The organism is Alphaproteobacteria bacterium (assembly GCA_039980135.1).
Taxonomy (GTDB): Bacteria; Pseudomonadota; Alphaproteobacteria; order UBA6615; family UBA6615; genus UBA8079.
The window spans coordinates 132,028-148,966 of sequence record JBDXCV010000006.1; the positions used below are offsets into that span (position 1 = coordinate 132,028).

Annotated in this window: 17 protein-coding genes; 10 read left to right on the forward strand and 7 right to left on the reverse strand. The window is 64.2% G+C overall.

Annotation, left to right across the window (positions count from 1 at the left end):
- Positions 1-204: 204 nt before the first annotated feature.
- Complete coding sequence (gene aroC, locus ABJ363_08840) at positions 205-1,323, reverse strand: chorismate synthase (GenBank protein ID MEP4379091.1); 1,119 nt, start codon at positions 1,321-1,323, stop codon at positions 205-207.
- 28 nt (positions 1,324-1,351) lie between these two features.
- Entirely contained in the window at positions 1,352-2,194 is an 843-nt protein-coding gene (gene fabI, locus ABJ363_08845; protein MEP4379092.1) for an enoyl-ACP reductase FabI, read from the reverse strand.
- A gap of 145 nt (positions 2,195-2,339) precedes the next feature.
- Between fabI and ABJ363_08850 the strand changes: the two genes are divergently transcribed.
- From ABJ363_08850 to ABJ363_08875, 6 genes are all read left to right on the forward strand, one after another.
- The gene (locus tag ABJ363_08850) at positions 2,340-3,626 is read left to right on the forward strand and encodes a YihY family inner membrane protein (protein MEP4379093.1); all 1,287 of its coding nucleotides are present in this window, start codon (positions 2,340-2,342) and stop codon (positions 3,624-3,626) included.
- The gene (locus tag ABJ363_08855; protein MEP4379094.1) at positions 3,623-4,423 is read left to right on the forward strand and encodes a class I SAM-dependent methyltransferase; all 801 of its coding nucleotides are present in this window, start codon (positions 3,623-3,625) and stop codon (positions 4,421-4,423) included. Before ABJ363_08850 ends, ABJ363_08855 begins: the two co-directional genes overlap by 4 nt.
- 42 nt (positions 4,424-4,465) lie before the next feature.
- Entirely contained in the window at positions 4,466-5,047 is a 582-nt protein-coding gene (gene pdxH, locus ABJ363_08860; protein MEP4379095.1) for a pyridoxamine 5'-phosphate oxidase, read from the forward strand.
- A 113-nt stretch (positions 5,048-5,160) separates the two neighbouring features.
- A complete protein-coding gene (locus ABJ363_08865) occupies positions 5,161-5,421 on the forward strand; it encodes a hypothetical protein (GenBank protein MEP4379096.1) in 261 nt (86 codons plus the stop codon).
- Positions 5,422-5,472: 51 nt separating this feature from the next.
- Complete coding sequence (locus ABJ363_08870) at positions 5,473-6,258, forward strand: SDR family oxidoreductase (protein MEP4379097.1); 786 nt, start codon at positions 5,473-5,475, stop codon at positions 6,256-6,258.
- 326 nt (positions 6,259-6,584) lie between these two features.
- Positions 6,585-7,139 (forward strand): cupin domain-containing protein, encoded by a 555-nt coding sequence (locus tag ABJ363_08875; GenBank protein MEP4379098.1) that lies wholly within the window; start codon positions 6,585-6,587, stop codon positions 7,137-7,139.
- Between the two features lie 3 nt (positions 7,140-7,142).
- Here ABJ363_08875 and ABJ363_08880 read toward each other — a convergent pair whose 3' ends face one another.
- The 5 genes from ABJ363_08880 to ABJ363_08900 form a co-directional block, all read right to left on the reverse strand.
- The gene (locus ABJ363_08880) at positions 7,143-7,697 is read right to left on the reverse strand and encodes a hypothetical protein (GenBank protein ID MEP4379099.1); all 555 of its coding nucleotides are present in this window, start codon (positions 7,695-7,697) and stop codon (positions 7,143-7,145) included.
- A gap of 7 nt (positions 7,698-7,704) precedes the next feature.
- Complete coding sequence (gene hemA, locus ABJ363_08885; protein MEP4379100.1) at positions 7,705-8,916, reverse strand: 5-aminolevulinate synthase; 1,212 nt, start codon at positions 8,914-8,916, stop codon at positions 7,705-7,707.
- A 152-nt stretch (positions 8,917-9,068) separates the two neighbouring features.
- Positions 9,069-9,485, reverse strand: coding sequence for a cupin domain-containing protein (locus tag ABJ363_08890; protein ID MEP4379101.1), 417 nt, complete (start codon positions 9,483-9,485; stop codon positions 9,069-9,071).
- Between the two features lie 50 nt (positions 9,486-9,535).
- Positions 9,536-10,939 carry an aminotransferase gene (locus ABJ363_08895; protein MEP4379102.1) on the reverse strand — a complete coding sequence of 468 codons (1,404 nt, stop codon included), beginning with the start codon at positions 10,937-10,939 and terminating at the stop codon, positions 9,536-9,538.
- Between the two features lie 91 nt (positions 10,940-11,030).
- Positions 11,031-12,446 (reverse strand): mannose-1-phosphate guanylyltransferase/mannose-6-phosphate isomerase, encoded by a 1,416-nt coding sequence (locus ABJ363_08900; GenBank protein MEP4379103.1) that lies wholly within the window; start codon positions 12,444-12,446, stop codon positions 11,031-11,033.
- Positions 12,447-12,585: 139 nt separating this feature from the next.
- Here ABJ363_08900 and ABJ363_08905 point away from each other — a divergent pair, with 139 nt between their 5' ends.
- From ABJ363_08905 to ABJ363_08920, 4 genes are all read left to right on the forward strand, one after another.
- Positions 12,586-13,410 carry a carbon-nitrogen hydrolase family protein gene (locus ABJ363_08905; protein ID MEP4379104.1) on the forward strand — a complete coding sequence of 275 codons (825 nt, stop codon included), beginning with the start codon at positions 12,586-12,588 and terminating at the stop codon, positions 13,408-13,410.
- Between the two features lie 21 nt (positions 13,411-13,431).
- Complete coding sequence (locus tag ABJ363_08910) at positions 13,432-14,610, forward strand: M20 aminoacylase family protein (protein ID MEP4379105.1); 1,179 nt, start codon at positions 13,432-13,434, stop codon at positions 14,608-14,610.
- 68 nt (positions 14,611-14,678) lie between these two features.
- Positions 14,679-15,917 carry an EAL domain-containing protein gene (locus tag ABJ363_08915; GenBank protein MEP4379106.1) on the forward strand — a complete coding sequence of 413 codons (1,239 nt, stop codon included), beginning with the start codon at positions 14,679-14,681 and terminating at the stop codon, positions 15,915-15,917.
- A gap of 131 nt (positions 15,918-16,048) precedes the next feature.
- Positions 16,049-16,924 (forward strand): TIGR01459 family HAD-type hydrolase, encoded by an 876-nt coding sequence (locus ABJ363_08920; GenBank protein MEP4379107.1) that lies wholly within the window; start codon positions 16,049-16,051, stop codon positions 16,922-16,924.
- The last annotated feature ends 15 nt before the right edge of the window (positions 16,925-16,939 follow it).

The following is a 16,939-nucleotide window of genomic DNA, read 5'->3' on the forward strand; positions in this document are numbered from 1 at the left end:
CACCAAACTCGTCCTGCTCCGACAATATCGTCATGCCCGGACTTGATCCGGGCATCTCGTCTCGGATTGCGCTGAGATACGCGGATCAAGTCCGCGTATGACGATTTTCTAATTTTAGGATGGCGGGCGGGTTTGAAACCCGCCCCTACGGCGGCTAACTCGGTTTGTAGGGGCGGGTCTACGACCCGCCCGCTGTTCACACGCTTAGCCCTTGCTCGCGTGGGGGGCCTGGGAATCGAAGGTGCCGATCTGGGCGCGGTGGCGCAGCAGATGGTCGGCAATCACACAAGCGATCATGGCCTCGCCCACGGGCACGGCGCGGATGCCCACACACGGGTCGTGGCGGCCCTTGGTGGAGATGTCCGTATCGTCGCCCTCGCGGCTGATCGTGTCGCGCGGGGTGAGGATCGAGCTGGTGGGCTTCACGGCGAAGCGCACCACCAGGTCCTGCCCGGTGGTGATGCCGCCGAGCACGCCGCCGGCCTGATTGGAGCCGAAGGCGACCTTGTCGCCGTCCATGCGCATCTCGTCGGCGTTTTCCTCGCCGGTGAGTGCTGCAGCCGCCATCCCGGCGCCGATCTCGACGCCCTTGACCGCGTTGATCGTCAGCATGGCCGCGGCCAGATCGGAATCGATCTTGCCGTAGATCGGCTCGCCCAGCCCGACGGGCACGCCCTCGGCCACGATTTCGATGACCGCACCGACGGACGAGCCCGCCTTGCGGATGTCGTCGAGATATTCTTCCCATTTGCCGGCCATTGCGGGGTCGGGGCACCAGAAGGGGTTGTCGCCGATCACGCCCCAGTCCCAGTTGGCCCGGTCGACGGCCATGGTGCCGACCTGCACCAGCGCGCCGCGCAGGATGATGGTGCCGGGGACGAGATGGTCGATGACCTTGCGTGCGAGCGCACCCGCCGCCACCCGGCTCGCGGTCTCGCGCGCGGACGAGCGCCCGCCGCCGCGATAGTCGCGGATGCCGTATTTGGCGTCATAGGTGTAGTCGGCATGGCCGGGCCGGTATTTCTGGGCGATCTCGGAATAATCCTTCGAGCGCGCGTCCACATTCTCGATCATCATCGAGACGGGCGCGCCGGTCGTCTGGCCCTCGAACACGCCCGACATGATCTTCACTGTGTCGGGCTCCTTGCGCTGGGTGGTGAAGCGCGACTGGCCGGGGCGGCGTCTGTCGAGCCAGCCCTGGATGTCGTCTTCGGCGAAGGGCACACGCGGCGGCACGCCGTCGACGACGACGCCGATGGCGGGCCCGTGGCTCTCGCCCCAGGTGGTGAACCGGAAAATCTGGCCGAAGCTGTTGCCGGCCATGGCGGGTACTCCTTGGTTGGGCGTTTGCCTATGCGTCGTCGGGTTTGAGGCCCGAGAGCAGGTCCGCAACTTCGGCCGCAGCGTCCACCGCGACCATGCCGACCACGTTGTAGCCGCTGTCGACATGATGGGTCTCGCCCGTGACGCCCGCGCCCAGATCACTGAGCAGATACAGCCCGGCACCGCCGACCTGATCGATGGTGACGTTGCGCTTGAGCGGCGCGTTCAGCTCGTTCCATTTCAGGATGTAGCGGAAATCGCCGATGCCGCTGGCGGCAAGGGTCTTGATCGGTCCGGCCGAGATGGCGTTGACCCGGATACCGGCGCCACCGAGATCAACGGCCAGGTAGCGCACGCTTGCCTCGAGTGCGGCCTTGGCGACGCCCATGACATTGTAGTGGGGCATCACCCGTTCAGCACCGTAATAGGTCAGCGTCAGCAGGCTGCCGCCGTCGGGCATGATGGCCGAGGCGCGCTTGCACACATCGGTAAAGGAAAAACAGGAGATGTCGAGGGAGCGCTGGAAGTTCGCGCGGCTGGTGTCGACATACTGGCCCTTGAGTTCGTCCTTGTCGGAGTAGGCGATGGCGTGGACGACGAAGTCCAGCTTTCCCCAGGTCGCTTCGATCTCGGCGAAGACCGCGTCCATGCTCGCCTCGTCGGTGACGTCGCAGGGCAGGACCATCGATCCGCCGACGGACTCGGCAAGCGGGCGCACGCGCTTCTCCAGCGCTTCGCCCTGAAAGGTGAACGCCAGTTCAGCGCCATGCTCGGCCGCCATCCTGGCAATGCCCCAGGCGATGGACCGGTCGTTTGCGACCCCCATGATGAGGCCGCGCTTGCCGGCCATTAGTTGCGTTGCAGCGCTCATGAAATCCCCGTTGATCGAACCCTTACCCCGTATGTGCGGCATCCTACAGCAAAGGATTGGTGCGGCAAGGCCGGGGCGGCGCACGGGATTGGATGGTTTTTTCCTTTTGTTCTGATAGGTTTAGCCGCATCGAACGAGGGTGGCGATGGACGAGAAACGACTCAAGCGGCTGACGGATGAGCTTCAGTTCGCGCGGACCGTGGTACGGCGGTTTTCCCGGGACCGCGTCCTGGTGGCCGCCGCGTCCCTGAGCTACACCTCGCTGCTGGCGATTGTGCCGCTGTTCGCCATCGCCTTTTCGGTGATGATGGCCTTCCCGGTTTTCGACGGCATGACCCAGCAATTGCTGTCCATCATACTCAGCTACACCGCCCCCCATATCGGTGGCGAGCTGGAGACCTATGTCGACCGCTTCGTGTCGAACACCAGTGAGCTGACGACACTGGGTGTCGTCTGGCTGGCGGTGACGGCGGTGATGCTGCTGTCCACCATCGAGGCCGCGTTCAACGCCATCTGGCGGATCGAGAAGTCGCGGCCGCTCGGCACGCGTCTGATCGCCTACTGGACCACCCTGACCCTCGGGCCGTTGTTGCTCGGCGCGGGCCTGTCCGTCAGCACCGCCTTCGCGATGAACAACGTCATGCCGCTGGGACTGGACTTCGGTGTGATCCGCAATTTCGCGCTACGCATGCTGCCGTTCCTGTTCGCGGTGGGCGGCTTCGCCATTCTCTATCTCGCGCTTCCCAACCGCCGGGTCGGGCTGCGCTACGCCCTGTCGGGCGCTCTGGTCGCGGGAATTCTGTTCGAGGTGTTGAAGGCCGCATTCGCGGTCTATCTGCAGAACGCCGGCACCTTCGAGAGCGTCTATGGCTCGCTGGCCGCCCTGCCGGTGTTCCTGATCTGGATGTATCTGGTCTGGGCGGTGGTGCTGTTCGGCGCCATCGTCGCTGCAACCCGGCCCGAATGGCTGGCCGCGCGGCGGGCGGAGGATTTCGGGCCGCTGACTCCGGCGCGCGCGCTGTTGCGCGCCCTGCAGGTGATCGGCTGCCTGTTGGCGGCATCGCGCGAGAACAGCGTGGTCGACGAGGACCGTTTGCTCGACGCGACCGGCGGCGACGGTGCGGGCCTGGGGCTGGTTCTGGCGCGACTACAGGGCTCGGGGTTTCTGGCGCACACGGATGAGAACCAGCCTGTGCTGGTCCGCGATCTCGACGGGGTCACGGTCGCGAATTTGTATCTGGCACTCGGCTATGGGCCGGGTGAACCCTATCTGGACGAGGACGAAGACCCGCGCTGGACCGAGCCGCTGGCGAAACTGATCGCGGCGTATAACAGCGCGCGTGATGACACGATGGGGACCCTGATCAGGGACCTGATCACCGACGCCGTGGCAGGAGGGGACGGGCCGCGGGTTGTCAGCGACCGCAGTTGAGTGGAACCGACCATTACGGGGGCGCGGACGTCGCCGAACGGGTGCTCGCGTCGCTCGACCCGGCGCGGATGGACAGGCTTGCCGCCCTCGACCAGTTTCATGTCGGCGGTGCCGCCGCGTCACGTCGCCTGGCCGCGCGCGCGGAGTTGCGCGAGGGGCTGGCGGTCCTTGACCTGGGCTCGGGCCTGGGCGGACCGGCGCGAATTCTTGCGGGCGAGTTTGGCGCCGATGTCACCGGGATCGATCTGACACCGGGTTTCTGCCGAATCGCGCAGGCATTGTCGGTGCGTTCGCAAATTGCGGCAACGACCCGGTTCTGTGCCGCGGAAGCGCTGGCCCTGCCGTTCGCGGACGCGAGCTTCGACGCGATCTGGACCGAGCATGTGGCGATGAATATCGAAGCCCGGGACGCGCTTTATCGTGAGCTGTTGCGGGTGACGCGGCCCGGCGGCGTGCTGGCGCTGTATGACATTGTGGCCGGCGCGGACGTGGCCGCGCTCGTCTATCCGGTGCCCTGGGCCAGCGATGCCTCCCGCAGCCATCTGATCGATGCGGCCGCGTTGCGCAGCGTGGCAACCGAAGCCGGCTGGACCGAACGGCACTTTTACGACGAAAGCGCGGCGGCGCGGGAATGGCTGGCGAACGCGCGACCACCGAAAGGGACCGGTGGGCCCTCGTTGCGCGATGTGATGGGACCGGCGTTTCCAAGCATGATCGCCAACTTGCGCGAGAATTTCGAAGCCGGCCGTCTCCGGGCCGTGCAGGCGGTTTTCGAAAAGCAGGCGGCATCGATATGATGCGCTGATAGATCTGGTGATTTTCAAAGGCAGTTCCCGGACATGTCCGATACCGACCCGTTTGTCCAATTCGATGCCTGGTTTCAGGAAGCCGTTACGGTCGAGCCGAACCTTCCCGAAGCGATGACCCTGGCCACCGTTTCGGCGGAGGGGCGTCCCTCGACGCGCCTGGTGTTACTGAAGGACCATGGTCCGGAAGGCTTCGTCTTCTACACGAACTTCAACAGCGCCAAGGGCCGGGACCTGCTGGCCAATCCCAATGCGTCGCTTTGTTTCCATTGGAAGTCGCTGCGCCGCCAGGTGCGAATTGACGGGCCGGCGGCACCGGTGAGCGACGATGAGGCGGACGCCTATTTCGCCAGCCGGGCGCGCGGCAGCCAGATCGGTGCCTGGGCGTCCGAGCAGTCGGCGCCGGTCGAGAGCCGGGCAATTCTCGAAGATCGGGTGCGTGATCTCGAGAAAGAGCATGACGGCCGCGACGTGCCGCGCCCGCCCCACTGGTCGGGATTCCGGCTGGTGCCGTCCCGGATCGAGTTCTGGACCGACCGTCCCGACCGCCTGCATGACCGTCAGGCCTTCGACCGGCATGGCGATGGCTGGCGCGAGACCCGACTTCAGCCCTAGCGGGTGGTCGGCAACGTTTCGCCGGCAATTGATCCATCCCAATTACGGTAGGTCACAGAACTGCCATTGTTTCCGTGCTGGCGCCCGCGAGGGTGCGCTGCCTGGAGAATGAAATGCTGACGCGCGAAGATTGCCTGGCCCTGTGTGAACTGACCGAGGAAGAGGTCGCGGCGATCGCCGAGCACGAGCATGTGCCCGAACTGATTGCCATGGAGATGGGGCAGTATCTGTGCCACGCGCCAAATGGCGAGGCGCGGATCGAACGTATGATCGTCGACGATATCGAAACGGCCCGAAAAAGTGGAAATGTTGCCCATATGGCGAAGCTGGTGGCCGTGCTGCGGCACTTCGTCGAGCATCACCCTCATCCATAGCAGCGCATTGCCGGCTTCCCATCGCCGCCCCGGTGGATTACCTAGGGAGGCATGAGCGACAGCCGCCGCAGCCTGATCCTGACCGGTGCCAGCCGTGGCATCGGCCACGCCACCGTCAAACGCTTCTCCGACGAGGGGTGGCAGATCATCACCTGTTCGCGCGATCCGGTGCCGGCCCATTGCGAGCGCGACCCCAACTGGACGTCACATATTCCCACCGACCTGGGCGACCCGGCCGATGTCGAGCGATTTGTCGATGAAGCACTCGAGCTGCTGGGTGACACGCCGTTGAACGCGCTGGTCAACAATGCGGCCGTCTCGCCGAAGACGGATTTCCAGGAACGGCTCGGTTGCCTGAACGGCCCGCTGGACGATTGGCGCGAGGTATTCCAGCTCAATTTCTTCACGCCGCTGGCGCTCGCACGGGGCTTCGCACCCGCCCTGGCGCGGGCGGGGAAGGACGACGAGGATGCCGCGGGCACGGCCGGAACGGACGGCGGCGCCTCGATCGTGAATATCACCTCGATCGCGGGCCATGCGATCCACCCGTTCGCGGGTTCCGCCTATTCCACATCGAAGGCGGCCCTGTCGGCGCTGACCCGCGAGATGGCAGTCGAGTTTGCCGAACTCGGGGTGCGGGTGAATGCAGTAGCGCCTGGTGAGATCGAAACCGAAATGGTGGGCGACGAGTATGAGCCCCTGGTGAACCGGATCCCGATGCACCGGATGGGCACCGCCGGTGAGGTCGCGTCTGCGGTGTTCCAGCTCTGCAACCCCGACTTCTCCTATGTGACGGGGACCGAGATATTCATCACCGGCGGTCAGCACCTCTACTAGGCTTCGGCGATCAGGAATCGATGCCGGCGGCCGTGGTGCGGATCAGGTCGCGCAGCCAGATCATTGCGGGGTTTTTTATGGGTTCGCTCGTGCCAGAGCGCGCGCGACGGTGCGGAGAAGGGCGTGTTGCTCGGCGTCATCGGCGGCGATACGCCCGGCGGCGAGTATTCACCGGAATCGGTTGCACGCCTCAAGGCCGAGGGCCTTTGGCCGGATGACGAGGCGGCCGAGTAGCCGGTTCATCGCGGCACGATTGATTTAGTGCAAATTCGCACGGCGCGATTGTTATATTATTCCGGCAATACAATTCGGAGGAGAATGAACCCATGGCCATTCCAGTCTACAAGCCGAAGAAAGAGGACGTTCTCAAATGCGTCGCGCGCTACGACGAGATCGACGCGGTCGATGGCGGCCTGCCCGACCAGAAGGTCGATGGCTATTTCCGGACCTTTCGCAACGCCCTTGGTTTTGCGCAGCCGTCCGGTGGCGAGGACGTCTTCTCGCCCATCGGCGACGAGGCGTTGCCGAAAATTTCACACCTCGAGGCGGGTTTCGGGGTCGGGTATGTCACGGCTGATCCGGGTCAGGGTGTCATGATGCACACCCACGATACGAACGAGACCTTCGTGGTGGTCGAGGGCATGTGGATGTTCGAGTGGGAAGGTGACGAGGGCGACGATCATGTGATCCTCAAAGAGAAGGACGTCGTTTCCTTCCCGCCGGGTATCCAGCGCCGCTTCGAGTGCAAGAGCGCGCGCGATGGCGATACGCGAGGCACGATCATGGCCATCGTCGGCGGGGACAAGCCGGGTGTCGAATGGTCGCCCGAAGCGGTCGAGGAACTGAAGGCCGCGGGCGCCTGGCCGGACGCGGCGGAGTAGCGGCTACGAGCCGGCGGGTTTGACGTCCGGTTTGACGGTCGCCAGCCATTCGAGGCGATCCTCGACCTGGGCCAGTTCGAGATCGAGCCAGGCATGAAACTGACCCGGCTCGGATCCGTAGCGCTGCCGCAGGTCCACCAGACGGGCATACTCGGTCTCGCTGATCTCGCGCATCCGCTCGACCTGGTCCCGGGCGTCCGTGTTTGACAGCAGGTGGAGGAACCGCAGCTTCAGCGCGAAGACGAGTTGGGAATTGCCGTCCACGGGGCTGCGCAGGTTCGTGATCATCAGCATGCGCAGTTCTTCGCGGCCGTCGTCGGTGAGTTCGAGTATCTCATCGGCCGGGTCGGGTTTTTCTTCGACGGGCTTCACGAGCCCCTCGGCCCGCAGGACCTCGATCGACAACCCCATCACATCGAGAGACGGGCCGACGATGCGGCTTGCGAAGGCGCGCACTTCGCGCGCCAGCTGGGCATAGGTGTGGGTACGAATCGCGAGGGTACCGAGCATGCACAAGCGCAGCGCCTCGGTCGGGATGAGTGTCTTGTCGCGATACATGCGCGCCTCAGGCCGCCGACCGCAGGTTGAGGCGCGTCCAGACGTCCTCGAAAGCGGCGACCAGGGCATCCATCATGTCGTCGTCATGGAGCGGGGTGGGGGCGATGCGCAGGCGTTCGGTGCCGCGCGGCACGGTCGGGAAGTTGATCGGCTGGACGTAGATGCCGTGGCGGTCGAGCAGCTCGTCGCTGGCGACCTTGCACAGGGCCGCGTCGCCGACGAATACCGGCACGATGTGGCTGACAGACGGCATGACCTCCATGCCCGCAGCGCTCAGGCGGCGCTTGAGGGTCGCGGCCCGCTCCTGATGGCGTTCGCGGATCGCGTTGTCGGCCTTGAGAATGCGGATGGCCGTGCGCGCGCCGGCGGCCACATGGGGGGGCAGGGACGTCGAGAAGATGAAACCCGCACCGTTTGAGCGCACGAAATCGACCAGGTTCGCCGAAGCGGCGATATAGCCGCCGACATTGCCGAAGGCCTTGCCGAGCGTGCCCTGCACGATGTCGATTCGGTCCATCAGGCCGTCGCGTTCCGCCACGCCGGCACCGCGCCGGCCGTACATGCCCACCGCGTGGACCTCGTCCAGATAGGTCAGCGCGTTGTGTTTCTCGGCCACCTCGACGATGTCGGCGATCGGCGCGATGTCGCCATCCATGGAGTAGACGGATTCGAACGCCACCAGCTTGGGCCGGTCGCGATCCACACCCGACAGGATTTCGTCCAGATGGGCGGCGTCGTTGTGCCGGAAAATGGCTTTCTCGGAGCGCCCGTGGCGGATGCCCTCGATCATCGAATTGTGGTTCAGCGCGTCCGACACGACGAGGCATTCCGGCAGCATGGAAGCCAGGGTCGACAGCGCCGTCCAGTTGGCCACATAGCCGGATGTAAACAGAAGTGCGGCTTCCTTGCCGTGCAGGTCGGCAAGCTCTTCCTCGAGCAGCACATGGTAATGGTTGGTGCCCGAGATGTTTCGCGTGCCGCCTGCGCCCGCACCGCATTTCTCCAGCGCCTCATGCATCGCCGCCAGGACGTCGGGGTGCTGGCCCATGCCGAGATAGTCGTTGGCGCACCACACCGTAATTTCCTGGGTGCCGCCATCGACATAGCGGACGGCGCGCGGGAAATCGCCCGACGTGCGCTCCAGATCCGCGAATTCACGGTAGCGGCCTTCGGCCCGCAGGCCATTCAAACTGTTTGCAAAATGCTTCTCGTAGTCCATCAGCCGGGGTCCATCAGCCGGTCTCGACGGTGGGGCAAGCCGCCGACGCTCGAATAACGCCCTGAATATAGCATTCGGGCCTGATTTTTCCATCGCGGCGAGCCGCCGCAGTCAAATTGCGGCGTATCGCGCGATGAAGCCGTGTTGCTTGATCAGGCAGGCATTCCGGGCGGCGGGTCGCAAGGCTCGGTGTTCATCTTGGCCGGAATCGAAATCTCGATCAGGTCGAACATGTCCGAGGTGGCGGTTTCGTTGTGGGGTATGCCGCCGGGGATGTAGATGGAATCGCCGGCCTCCAGATGAACCGTGCCGTCGGCGAAAGCGAGATCGAGGAAGCCTTCGAGCATATAGACGAACTGACCCTCGCAGATATGCGTATGCCAGCCGGTCGGCTCTACGAGACCTTGCTTGGCGCGGGTGATCTGCACCCGCATCTTGCCGTCGCTGGCCTCCTGGGTCCCGAGATCGATATATTCGAAGAAGTTGCGGCGGCCCTCGACGAACTGCGGATCGTCCTTGCGGCGGACTTCGTAGCCCGGTGCGTCATCCAGTACGACTGCTTCACTCATTGCGATTGCTCCCTTTTTGGTTTCCGGTCGTGGGATTTCACGTGATTCGGCTAAACGAGCCCTTCGGCCTGGACATGCGCCCATGTCTCATCGAGTGCGGTTGAGAACCGCTCCATGCAAACGCCGATCTGCTCTTCCGTGATGATCAGTGGCGGGCACAGTGCGATGCCGTCGCCCGGCAGGGCGCGCGAGATCAGGCCGTGGGCCTGGGTTCGCGCCATCATGCCCGGCGACACCTTTGCGGCGGGGTCGAAACTGCCTTTGTTCTCCGGGTCCGGGGACAGCTCGAGTGCGGCAAACAGGCCCACGCCGCGCACTTCGCCCACCAGCGGATGATCGGCGAATTGCTGCATCTGTTCCTGAAAACCGCCCATGACTGAGCGGACATGCCCCAGCGTATCGCGCTCCTCATAGATGCGGAGCGTTTCCAACGCGACGGCGGCCGACACGGGATGGCCCGAATAGGTATAGCCGGTGTTCCACATGCCGAACTTGTCGCTGCCGTCGCGCAGCACCTGATAGATCTCGTCAGTCATCATCACCGCGCCGATGGGCAGATAGGCCGATGACAGCGCCTTGGCGATCGACATCAGGTCCGGTTTGATGTTGTAGGTCTCGCAGGCGAACATGTTGCCGGTGCGCATGAAGCCCGTGATTACCTCGTCGGCGATCATCAGCACGTCATGCTTTTTCAGGACCGCCTGGACCTTCTCGAAATAGGTCGCTGGCGGCGGGATCAGGCCGCCCGCGCCCATCACCGGTTCGGCGATAAACGCAGCAACCGTGTCGGGGCCCTCGCTGACGATAAGATCGTCGATCTCCTGGGCAAGCCGGCCCGCGAAATCCTCTTCGCTCTCGCCCTCCTGGCCCTCGCGCCAGTAATGGGGGGCGGTGACATGCAGGAACCGGTCGAGCGGCACATCGAAGCCCTTATGGGCATAGTCGACGCCGGTCAGGCTGGCGGCGGCCAGTGTGATGCCGTGATAGGCCTTCTGACGGCCGATGATCTTCTTCTTTTCCGGCTTGCCGCGGGCGTTGTTGTAGTACCAGACGATCTTGACCTGGGTGTCGTTCGCCTCGGATCCGGAGTTGGTGAAGAACACCTTGCCCATGTTGTTGGGCGCTATCGAGATCAGCTTCTCGGCAAGATCGATGGCCACTTCGTTGGAGCGATGGGTGAAGCCCTGGATGTAGGGCAGGCGCAGCATCTGCTCATAGGCGACCCTCGCAAGCCGTTCTTCACCGAAACCGAGTGACGTGCACCACAGACCGGCCATGCCCTCGATATACTCCTTGCCCTGATCGTCATAGACATAGATGCCCTTGCCTTCGTTGACGATGAAGGGGCCGTTTTCCTCGTGCACCTTGGGGTTGGTGAAGGGGTGCAGGTAATACGCGATGTCGCGGGCGGCCGCGGAATTGGGCGCAAATCGGGTCCGGTCGGACGGTGCCATGGTGCTTGCCTTATTGGTTTGTCATGCGTTTCCGCCCGAACGTTAGGCGCCCGGAGCGATCCCGGCAAGTATTGAGGGGGTTGCCCGGGATTCAGGTGTTTTCCAGCCGTTCGAACTCGTCCTTGCCGGCGTTCGGCCCGGCCTGCACCTCGATCAGGGTGAGCGGACGGTTGTCGGCGGTCGCCAGCGCGTGGGCCGCGCCGGCCGGGATCGAGATGGATTCCCCCGGCTCCAATTCATGCTGTGCGCCTTCCAGGGTGACGTCGGCCGTCCCGTCGACGATCATCCAGTGCTGGGCCGAATGCCGGTGGCGGCGCAGGTTCACGCGACCGCCGGGGTGCAGGGAGATACGGTTGACGTGAAACCCCGGCCCGGAATTGAGGGTCTTGTACCAGCCCCAGGGGCGGTAGACCTCGGGGAAGGTGACGGCTTCCTTGCGCCCGGACTTGCCGAGCGCCTCGACGATGTCTCGGACCTGCTGCACCTCGTCCTTGGGCGCGACCAGCACCGCGTCGGCCGAGGCGACGACGACGAAATCTTCCAGCCCGATGGCGGCGACGAGCGTGCCGTCGCTTCGGAGATAGCAATCGCGTGCGCCGACCTGCACCACGTCACCCTCCACGACGTTGCCGGCATTGTCCTTGGCGCCGATTTCCCACAGCGCACGCCACGACCCGACATCCGACCAGCCCATATCGACGGGCACGACGGCCGCGTCCGCGGTCTTTTCCATCACCGCGTAGTCGATGGAGGTTGCGGGCGCGGACCCGAATGCGTCGGCGTCCATGCGGAAAAAGTCGAGATCCTCGGAGCCGTTTTTCAGGGCGGCCCGGCAGGCGACACCGGTCTCCGGGGTCAGCCGGTCGATCTCCGCGACCAATATATCGGCGCGGAAGACGAACATGCCGCTGTTCCAGAAATGGTTGCCGCCGGCGACGTATTCCTGCGCGGTTGCGAGGTCGGGTTTCTCGACGAAGCCGTCGACATCGCGCACGCCGTCAATGCCTTCGGTCGGGCCGCCGGCCGCGATATAGCCAAAACCCGTTTCGGGCGCGCGCGGCGCGATGCCGAAGGTCACGAGCCGGCCCGACCGGGCAGCCTCGGCAGCGATATAGGCGGCCTCGCGGAACGCCGGGACGTTCTGCACCACATGGTCGGACGGCAGCACGAGCATGATCGCGTCGGGGTCACGGTCGAGCAGCCAAAGGGCGGCCGCGGTGAGCGCGGGGGCCGTATTGCGCCCGACGGGTTCTAGCAGGATGCCCTGCGCTTCCTGTTCCTGGCGGCGCAGCTGTTCGGCGACCATGAACCGGTGCTCCTCGTTACAGACGACGAGCACGGGCGCGAAGCGTTGCGGCACGCAGACGCGCAATGCGGTTTCCTGCAGCATCGTCTGGTCGCCCGCGAGCGGCAGAAACTGCTTCGGATAATCACGGCGGCTCATGGGCCACAGGCGGGTGCCTGAGCCCCCGGACAGAATGACGGGCGTGATGCGGCCGGTTGCCAATCGAAATCTCCTTCTGACCCGCACGGGGTTGCGTGTTCTTGCTAGCCGGTTTTTGCGCCGAGGCCAACGCCGGTGTGATTGCGTTGCGGAAAATTGTTGGCGGCAAGACATGAATATTGAGCTGCGGTACGATGGTGACATGAAGATCACGACGCTTCAGATGAACACCCGCAGCGACAAGGCGGCCAACCTGGAACAGGCGCGCGCGTTGGCGGTTCATGCAGTCGCGGTGGACTCGCCGGACATGCTGGTGCTGCCCGAAGTGTTCGCCTTCATGGGGAGCTCGGTCGCCGACAAGCGGGACGCTGCCGAAGAATTGCCCGAACCAGGACATGGCGGTGGCGCGGCCTTTGAAACCCTGCGCGCGCTGGCGGGTGATCATGGCGTGTTCGTGCATGGCGGCAGTTTCGTCGAACGTGCCGGGGATGAATTCTTCAACACGACCGTCGCCTTCGACCGCGCGGGCCAGGAACTGGCGCGCTATCGCAAGATCCATCTGTTCGATGTCTCGACGCCGGACGGCCGGGAATACAGGGAGTCCGCTACGTTCGGCGCCGGGTCCGAGATCGTGACCTACAGAGCCGATGACATCACAGTGGGTTGCAGCATTTGCTACGACCTTCGCTTCGCGGAGCTTTACCGCGCGCTGGCCGAAGCCGGCGCCGACGTGATCATGGTGCCGGCGGCGTTTACGCTGCAGACCGGCAAGGACCATTGGGAGGTCCTGTTGCGGGCCCGGGCCATCGAGACACAGACCTATATGGTGGCTGCGGCACAGACCGGCACCTATCACGAGGGCAATGACGAGCGTGCGAGCTGGGGACATTCGATGATTGTCGACCCCTGGGGGCATATTCTGGCCCAGGCGCGTGAGGGGACGGGGCACGCGACGGCGACGGTCGAGCCGGCATATGCGGCCCAGGTGCGCCAACGTATCCCCGTCGCCGAGCATCGTGTTCTTTGAGACGACCGAAATGAGGATCAGATGAATATCAAGGATGAGATCACGCGCGATCACGCATTGCTGACCGAGTGGCGCAGGGATTTCCACGCCCATCCGGAGTTGGCCTTCGAGGAAGAGCGCACGTCGGCGCTCGTGGCCGAACGGCTCGAGAGTTTTGGCGTTGAGGTGCATCGCGGCCTGGCCAAGACCGGCGTCGTCGGCCAACTCAAGGTTGGCACCGGCAATCGCGCCATCGCGCTGCGCGCCGACATGGACGCGCTGCCCATGGAAGAAGGCAATACATTCGACCACGCCTCGAAGACACTGGGGAAGATGCATGGCTGCGGCCATGACGGCCACACCACGATGCTGTTGGGCGCGGCCAAGTATCTCGCCGAGACAAAACAGTTCGACGGCACGGTGTATTTCGTGTTCCAGCCCGCCGAGGAGGCCGAGGGCGGCGCGGAGGTGATGGTCAAGGACGGCCTGTTCGAGAAGTTCCCGGTTGAATCAATCTATGGGATGCACAATTGGCCCGGCATGCCGGTGGGTGAGTTTGCCGTGGCACCGGGTGCGATGATGGCGGCATTCGACATCTTCGACCTGGTGATCAAGGGAAAGGGCAGCCATGCCGCGATGCCCCATCAGGGGATCGACAGCATCGTCATGGCGTCCAAGGTGGTGGACGCGCTGCAGAGCATCGCGAGCCGCAACATCGACCCGATCGATTCGCTCGTCGTGTCGGTGACGCAAATTCACGGCGGCGATGCCTACAACGTCATCCCCGACGAAGTTGTTCTGCGGGGCACGGTACGGTCCTTCAGCGAGGCGGTTCGCGACGGCGTCGAGCCCGCCATGCGGCGGATCGCCGACGGGGTTTGTGCCGCGTTCGGCGGGACGGCGGAGCTGCGATACGAGCGGCGCTATCCCGCCACCGTCAACAGCGTGGAAGAAACCGAGAACGCGGAAGCGGCGGCTTCGGCCATCGTCGGCAGCGACAATATCGAACGCAGCCCGGTGCCCAGCATGGGGTCGGAGGATTTCGCCTATATGCTGCAGAAAAAACCGGGCAGTTATGTGTGGGTCGGCAACGGTGCCGGGGCGGGTGGCTGCATGCTTCACAACCCGGGCTATGACTTCAACGACGAGATCATCCCGATTGGCGTGACCTACTGGTCGACCCTGGTGGAGCAGATTCTCCCGGCCGAACGGCCGGAATAGCGCGGCAACAGCCTTAATTCATGTTAACCATATCGCAAGGCTTCGGCGGCAATCTGTGCCCCGAAGCCATGTCACTGATTCTGCATATCATAATCATCGCGTCCTATTTCGTGCTTTCGAGCGCGGTGGCGCTGGTCGCCCCCGGTATCGTGCCGGCGCTGTCGACGGATGTCGCGCCGTTGGCGGCCGGGATGGTGTTCCTCGGATGCGCGATCGCGCATGTGATGTTCGCCCAGTCGGAGCGTAACCGCCGCCTCTTGCGCGAATTGACGGTCGTCCGTCGTCAGACACGTGAAATTGCCGAGGATTTGCTCAGCACCCAGACCCAGGCGCTGCAAATGCGCCAGACCGTCGATCAGGCGGGCCGGGCGGGTGAACAGCGGGTGTCCGAAGTGATCGCCGAGGTCAAGGTCCTGCAGGGCCTGATCGAGGTCTTCTCGCGCAAACAGGAAGCCAGCGCCCTGGCGGCCGGCGAATTACAGCTCGCCGAGCGACCGAAGCTCGTCGCCGTCGAGGGTGGCAAGGCAGTCAGTGCGCCGTCGGGCGCCGATTTCTCCGATGTCGACGACCCGGAGGTCATCGATATTGTGCGCGAGGCGCTGCGTCTTGATCGGGTGGATGTCTATCTGCAGCCGATCGTCAGCCTGCCCCAGCGCAAGAACCGCTACTACGAATGCTACACGCGTATCCGCAGCGAGGACGGCACGGTGATCGGGCCGGGCCAGTATATTGGCGTGGCCGAGCGTGAAGGCATGGTCAGCGCAATCGACAATATGCTGCTGTTCCGTTGTGTGCAGCTGATCCGGCGCACCCAGAAGCGGAACTACGATACCGCCTTCTTCTGCAATATCTCCCGCGAAAGCCTTGGCGACACGGCCTTCATCGGTGATTTCGTCGATTTCGTGTCCGAGAATCCCGATCTGGCGCCGAAGCTGTTCTTCGAGTTCGGCCAGGGGGATATCGAAACGGCGCCGCCGGCCACGATCGGCAATCTGGCGCGGCTCGCAGATCTCGGTTTCCGGTTCTCGCTCGATCAGGTCACCCATCTGAACCTCGATATTCAGGGCCTCTCGGCCAAGAACTTCCGCTTCGTGAAGGTGGATGCGTCGTTCCTGCTCGACAGAAACGATGAACTGGTCGGTGATATCGCCCGCCAGGATATCAAGAAGATGCTCGACCGCGACGGTCTCGACCTGATTGTCGAAAAGATCGAGGATGAGCGCCAGGTGGTCGAACTTCTCGATTTCGAGATCGACTTCGGCCAAGGCTATCTCTTCGGCGAACCCCGGTTGAGCCGTACCGACTGACGTCGCCCGGCGGGCCCGCCGCCCGCCCGCCGAACCCGGCTTCCGTCGCGCCGCGGAATTCATCCCCTTCCTTCGAGCATCCGGGCATGGCATACGCCTGTCACATCGCGTTGCCACGATCCGGTTGCCTCATGAAAACAGAACTTCTCCCCGGCTTTGAAAGCCTGTCGGACAGCTATGATCATCTGATCGTCGATCTTTGGGGTACCCTGCATAACGGTATCGACCCCCTGCCGGGCGCGGTTGACTGCCTGGAAAAATTTGGCGCTGCGGGCGCCAGGACCGTGCTGCTTTCCAACGCGCCTTTTCGTGTGGCCGGTGTCCGCGATGTCCTGGGACAGATCGGTATTCCCGACACCATCTATGAAGACATCTTCTGTTCCGGCGAAGTTGCCTGGCACGCCATTCGCGACCGGGTGGACCCGTGGCATGCAAGGCTCGGCCGGCGCGCGGCGTTCATCGGGCCGGACCGCCATCGGCCCATGCTCGACAATCCCGGCATCGACGCCGCCGTCGAAATCGAGGATGCGGATTTCTTTATCTGCACCGGTCCGCGCGATCCGGGCGATGTGCTGGAGGATTATCTTCCCGAGCTGGGCCGCGCGGCTGCGGCGGGGCTGCCGATGGTCTGCACCAATCCCGACCGCGAGGTGTTGCGCGGGTCCGTGCGCGAGATATGTGCGGGGGCGATGGCCGAGGCCTATGAGACCCGCTATGGCGGCGATGTGGCCTGGCACGGCAAGCCGTACCGCCCGGTCTTTGACGCGGTGCTGCGGCACTTGGGCGATCCGGACCGGGGCCGCGTGCTGATGATCGGTGACGGCCTGCTGACCGATGTCGCGGGTGCCGCCGCAGCGGGTATCGATGCCGCTTTCATCGTCGGCGGCATCGCCGCCGAACGGCTCGGCGCCGCGCCGGGGACCTTGCCGGCGCCCGAGAAACTGTCGGTCGTCCTTGCGGATGCCGGCCAGGCGCCCCGATACGCCATGCCCGGACTGATCTGGTAACCATCTCCTAACGTA